5 protein-coding genes and 1 pseudogene are annotated in these 6,000 nt (G+C 60.0%); 4 read left to right on the top strand and 2 right to left on the bottom strand.

Annotated features, from left to right (window positions below):
* Positions 1-123: 123 nt before the first annotated feature.
* From KMAL_RS12040 to KMAL_RS12025, 4 genes and pseudogenes are all read left to right on the top strand, one after another.
* Positions 124-1,272: pseudogene (locus tag KMAL_RS12040) on the top strand (carbohydrate porin); the annotation flags it as partial.
* Between the two features lie 182 nt (positions 1,273-1,454).
* On the top strand, positions 1,455-2,849 hold the full coding sequence (locus tag KMAL_RS12035; protein WP_167400152.1) for an efflux transporter outer membrane subunit: 1,395 nt from the start codon (positions 1,455-1,457) through the stop codon (positions 2,847-2,849).
* 163 nt (positions 2,850-3,012) lie between these two features.
* Positions 3,013-3,189, top strand: a complete 177-nt coding sequence (locus KMAL_RS12030; RefSeq protein WP_110095946.1) for a DUF3311 domain-containing protein — start codon at positions 3,013-3,015, stop codon at positions 3,187-3,189.
* The gene (locus KMAL_RS12025) at positions 3,186-4,691 is read left to right on the top strand and encodes a sodium:solute symporter family protein (protein ID WP_239020112.1); all 1,506 of its coding nucleotides are present in this window, start codon (positions 3,186-3,188) and stop codon (positions 4,689-4,691) included. Before KMAL_RS12030 ends, KMAL_RS12025 begins: the two co-directional genes overlap by 4 nt.
* Positions 4,692-4,809: 118 nt before the next feature.
* Here the strand turns inward: KMAL_RS12025 and KMAL_RS12020 are convergent, their stop codons facing one another.
* Positions 4,810-5,277: a hypothetical protein gene (locus KMAL_RS12020; RefSeq protein WP_110095940.1), complete on the bottom strand. Its 468-nt coding sequence runs from the start codon at positions 5,275-5,277 to the stop codon at positions 4,810-4,812.
* 92 nt (positions 5,278-5,369) lie between these two features.
* Positions 5,370-5,576, bottom strand: a complete 207-nt coding sequence (locus KMAL_RS12015) for a cold-shock protein (protein WP_110095945.1) — start codon at positions 5,574-5,576, stop codon at positions 5,370-5,372.
* Positions 5,577-6,000 lie beyond the last annotated feature (424 nt).

Here is a 6,000-nt window from a genome sequence, read left to right as displayed (position 1 = left end):
CGAGAGACAACTCCCAATCTGCTCAAAACGCAGACTGGACGCCATCGCAAAAACCGTCAATCAAATCGCCAAAACCCAGAAATTACCGGCCAAGCACATCAATCAAGGGTTCTTCGATCCCTCCAGGGAGAGGCCATGGGCGTCATTGATGGCGGCGTGCAGCGTGGGATGAGCTACGTCCATGAACTGACCGGGCAGGTCAACTTCGACCTTGAAAAGATGGCGAACCTGACGGGCTGGTCGGTACATACGCTGGTCATGGAGCGTGCAGGCCGCGCCGTCAGCCATGACCGGGTGGGGGAATATTATGTCAACCTGCAGGAAGTCTATGGCCTGTCGGGACATATGGTCGCGCATCTGGTTGATTTCTATGCGGAAAAGAAGCTGCTGAACAATCACCTCGACATCACTTTCGGGCGCATGGCGCTGACCCACGTGTTCGCGACATCACCGCTGCTGTGCTCTTTCATGGTGACGTGTTCGGCGCCCGTTGCCCTGAAGCTCGATCCGGGGTTCAGCGTCTATCCCAAGGCCACGTGGGGCGCACGCCTGCGCCTGCGCCCCACGCGCGATACCGCAATCCAGCTTGGCGCGTATGAGGTCAGCCCCCTCGCCAGCAATCCCAGTGGCTGGGCGTGGGGCAGCGAACCGGCGACGGGCCTGATGCTGCCGGTGGAATTCACGTGGCAGCCGTTCCTGACGCGCAACCGCCTGCCGGGGCATTACGTGCTGGGATATGCCCATGACACCACGCGCTATCCCGACCAGATCGGCGTCAGCCTGCCTGCCGCCCTGCGCACGGCCGCCGGACGGCAGCGTTCGGCCCCGATGGACATGTTCTGGTTCGAAGGCGACCAGATGGTCTACCGCCGGGGCGGACGCAACCAGATGGCCGGGGGCTACCTGATGGCGGGCTATATCCATAACACGCCGCATGTCACCTCCATCGCGGACGAGGCCTATGGCGGCCTGTCATTCGCCGCCGTCATCCCCTCACGCATGACGGACCGCCTGGGCATCATGTATTCGTGGTACCATGTCAGCCACCGCAAGGAAGAAGGCCAGGTCCTGATCCAGGATGCGGGCTATTCACTTGGCAGTGCCGTGCGGGCGCCGCAGACCAGTTCGCATATCATCGAGGCCTATTACGCCATCGACGCGGCACCGGGCGTGCTGGTCCAGCCGGAATTCGAATACATGATCCATCCGGGCGAAACGCACCACATTCCCAATGCGGCGCTTGTCGGGCTGAAGGTCATCGCCAACCTGTAGCATGAGCCATGATTTGTCACACCACGCACACACAGGGAAAGAAATGGACAAATATTTGAAACGGACCTGAAAAAGACAGGAAATATATTTCCAGATATAACGGTTTCATGGGAAGTTTCAGCGTAGGGGAAATAAAATTCCGGGGTCGCCGTTTCTTTTCATCCGTATCTTTTTTCCTTGTCATGACAGGCCTGCTTGGCGCGTGTTCCGTCGGCCCCCGCTACCATCCGGAACACGTCGCCCTTCCCGCGCACTACCACGAGGACGACGCCAGCGATCAGGATTTCCGCCCGCAGGAACTGGTGCAATGGTGGCAGCAGTTCCATGACCCGGTCCTTGACCACCTGATCCAGCAGGCATTCGATTACAACCATGACATCCGCGCCACCGCGCAGCGCGTACTGGTCGCCCACGCCCTGCGCGATATCGAGGCGTCGCAGTGGTACCCACAGATCGATTTCAGCAGCCTGAACGGCGACCTGATGAAATCCACCAGCCTGTCGAATGCGATGCCGCGTATCGACGACCTGCCGCGTGACCCACATGCCTCCATGCTTTCCTACGGGTTCGGGGCCAGCTGGCAGATCGACCTGTTCGGGCGCATCGGCCATCAGGTGGATGCCCATGACAAGATGATTGCACAGGCGCAGGAAAACCGGCACGCCATCATGCTGACCGTGCTTGCCGAAGTCGCGCGCAATTACATGACATTACGCGGCACGCAGCACCGCCTGGCCATCATGGAGCAGCATATCCGCACCGCCCGGCACCTGCATGAGCGTGCCATACGCCTGCAGCGCGCCGGGGTGGGCAATACGTTGCATGTCGCCCAGACGGCCTCCCTGTTGCATACGCAGCAGTCGCAGCGCGCCGTCCTGTGCAAGACGATCAGCCAGAGCATGCACGCGCTGGAAATCCTTGTGGGGCGCCTGCCCGGCAGCCTGCGCGCGGAACTGACCTCCACCGTGCCGCTGCCGCGCGTGCCGCCCGCCCCCCGGACGCTGCCAGTCCGCCTGCTGCGCCACCGGCCCGACATCCGCCGCGCGGAGCGGGCCTATGCGCAGGCCATGGACGAGATCGGGACCGAAGTGGCCGGGATGTATCCCGACCTTGTGCTGCCGCTGACGTACAACCCCAACGCCTCCACCTTCTCGCAACTGTTCGCCGCGGGGGCGCAGGCGTGGCAGGCACTGGCGATGACATCGCTTCCGCTTGGCCATGGGGGACGCCAGCAGGCACGGGTCCGGTCCGCACAGGCCATTGCCGAGGCCGGGCGGCTGAAATACCACCAGCAGATCCTGACGGCCCTGCGTGAGGTGGAGGACGCCATCGTCGCCTGGAATGGCAAGAAGACCCATGTCGGCCTGCTGCATCAGGCCGCCCAGCAGAGCCGCCTTGCCAACCAGCGCAGCCGCCGGCTTTACGAGGCCGGGATTTCGGACCTCCTGAATGTGCTGGAAACCGAACAGTCTGCCCTGCGGGCCGAGGATACGGAATTATGCGCCCATATCGACTGGCTCCACAGGACGGTTGACCTGCATGTCGCGCTGGGGAGCGGATGGGAAAGCCGGAGCTGAGCCCCCGTTTCCGTGACCAGATGGAATGCAGGGATTGTGCGTCGCACAATTTTACTGGAGATATTATTATAATTACTTAAAAATATATATATTAATACTTGACATGTTGGGCGTTTTTTCAGACCTTTCTGCACGGCCACTAAAAACAAAAAAGACGGTCAGCATGAAACAAGCCTGTTTTCTCCTCCTTCCCTTCGTGGGCCTGCTGTGGGTTCCACTGTATAACCGGACGGACCCGATCCTATTCGGCTTTCCCTTTTTCTACTGGTACCAACTGGCATGGGTGCCCGTGACTTCCGTGCTGATCTGGTGTGCATGGAAAACGGGGAAACACTCATGAACGCGACCCCAGCGCCCGGCATGGCCGGGATTGGCGTTTTCATTTTCTTTTTCCTGGCCACCATTGTCCTGGGCACGACCGTGCGCCTGTGGCGGCCGCTGCTCTCACGCGGGCGGGCACGTCCCGCCACCGGGGGAAATGACGAATGGGGACTGGGTGGCCGTGAATTCGGCGCATGGATCACATGGTTCCTTGTCGGGGGGGATTTCTATACGGCCTATACGGTCATTGCCGTCCCGGCGCTGGTCTATTCAACCGGTGCCTACGGCTTTTTCGCGCTGCCCTATACCATCATCGTCTATCCGTTCATCTTCGCCGTCATGCCACGGCTGTGGACGATCGCACGCAATGGCGGTCACTCCACGGCCGCTGACGTGGTGCGGGCACGTTTTGGCAGCCGCACGCTGGAACTGGCCATCGCGCTGAGCGGCCTTGTCGCGGTGCTGCCCTATATCGCGCTGCAACTGATCGGGATCCGCACCGTGATCGAGGCGCTGGGCTTTTCGGGCACCCTGCCGCTGGTTTTCGCCTTTGTCTCGCTTGCGGCCTATACGTGGCTGGGCGGCCTGCATGCGCCTGCGCTGACGGCGTTCATCAAGGATGTGATGATCTATATCGCGGTGCTGGCCGCCGTGACGATCGTGCCGATGTACCTGGGCGGTTACGGGCACATGTTTGCCGTCGCGGCGCAGCACCTGCCCCCTACACCCACGGGGCAGCCACTGTCATCCTCGCAGGTCATCCCTTACGCGTCGCTGGCGCTCTCCTCCGCGTTCGCCGCGTTCCTCTATCCCCATACCCTGACCGGGATACTGGCGGCTAAATCCGCGGATACCATACGGCAGAATGCGGTTTTCCTGCCGATCTACACGATCGTGCTGGGCCTGATCGCGATGCTGGGCCTGATGGCGCATGCGGCGGGGATCGTCACCTCCTCGCCCTCGCAGGTGGTGCCGCAGCTTTTCCTTGCGATCTTCCCGTCATGGTTTGCAGGGTTCTGTTTCGCGGCCATCGCCATCGGCGCACTGGTGCCAGCATCGGTCATGGCGATTGGCGCAGCCAACCTGATCATGCACAACATCCTGACGGGCCATAAGAACTCGGTCGCGGGGGCCCGGATCGCAGGCTTCGGGATCAAGGTGGGCGCGTTGCTGTGTGTCCTGTTCCTGAATGCGAAATTCGCAATCGACCTGCAGCTTCTGGGCGGCGTGATCATCCTGCAGACCTTCCCCGCACTGGTGATGGGACTGCTGCCGCTGCGCATGCCTGCCCCGGCGCTGATCGCGGGATGGGCTGTCGGGTCGGTGTCGGGCCTGTCGCTATGCTGGATCGACGGGCTGAAGCCCCTTCACACGATCGGTGCCGGCACGATGACGGTTGCCGTGTCCACCGGCCTGCTGGCGCTGGCGATCAATATCGTCGTGACCATGGCCTGTTCACTCGCCATGCGGGCGGCAGCACCCCGGCAGGTTGTGGTTCCCATGGAACAGCAGGGGGAATGATCCTGCCCGGTCGCCAGAAAGTTGCCGGGCGCCGCCTTTTGATCCACGAAAGGCGGCGCCTCCCTGAAGCCTTTGGGGAAAGTTTCACCAGAAACCTTCATGAATTCACGACATTTTCTTATTCTGGAAGGTCTTTTTCCTTGCGTTCCTTTTCCGCGCCGATACTCATGCGCTGGTAGATCCCCAGCACGAGCACGATCAGCGTGGCCGTCAGCAGCAGGAACACCGGATAGACCATGTCCGCCGGGCTTTTGTTGCTGACTTCGAAGACACCGACAAGGCCTTCGATAAAAACGGCAATGATGATGGTGGTGATGAACCGTGTCAGGCTGACGCGGGCTTCGGCAAGGGTCTGCTTGCCCTTGATCTGGACCACCTCTTCCTCGACAAAGTATTTTGCAACGTCAAAGACCGCGATGGCGATCACGACATAACTTACTGCCTGGATTACGGCATCGCGCATCCCCAGCCATGAATTCCGCATTGCAAGGACCGGCCCGGAAACACCGTAGGCCATCAATGTCATGGCCAGCACGATCAGGACGACGCTGGCAATGGCAAAAGCAATTCTTGACAGGAAGCGCATTTGAACCAAAGCGACCTCGCATCAGAATTTTTATATGTTCATGTAACAGTCATAAAAAAAGGGGCGCCAGAGCACCCCTTTTCCCGTGGCGATCAGACAGCCTGCAGGTTTGCTGCCGATGTCTTGCCATTACGACCTGTTTCCAGTTCGTAGGTCACTTTCTGACCTTCGTTCAGGCCATGCAGGCCCGCGCGCTCCACGGCGCTGATATGGACGAAAACGTCAGCAGTTCCGTCATCCGCCTCAAGAAAGCCAAAACCCTTCTGGGCGTTGAACCATTTAACTGTGCCTGTAGCCATGACAGGACTCCTATATAACCCGGCAGCCATGCGACCTTGCATGGATTAAAACCCTTCATTTGCGGAGAAACCGGACAGTGCCATCAGGGGCACGTGAAAGCTTTACCGTGGCAGAAAAGTTCAGCCGTGGCCCTTACATAAATCAAAGCACTTTCAAATGCACGGTTTTTATTATTCCAGACACAGAATATTTCATGTCATTCGCGGAAATACAGGAAAAATCAGGCATCAGGGCATTGTAAAAAACTGTTCCACAACACCGCGACCGCACAATCCGGAACCCGAAGGCATGCTCCCCCGCCCCCCGAACAGGACTGCCCGCCGCAGGAGACCGACGGGTTGCATTACACACATGTCCCCGGTCCGGACAGGCGACGCGCCTGATGCCTGCCGTACATGCGCGCAAGCCGGGAAGCAGTCAGCC

The sequence above is a fragment of the Novacetimonas maltaceti genome (assembly GCF_002906255.1).
GTDB classification, from domain to species: domain Bacteria; phylum Pseudomonadota; class Alphaproteobacteria; order Acetobacterales; family Acetobacteraceae; genus Novacetimonas; species Novacetimonas maltaceti.
The sequence above is the reverse complement of the archived record's forward strand: the minus strand, read 5'-3'. Positions and strand labels throughout refer to the sequence as shown.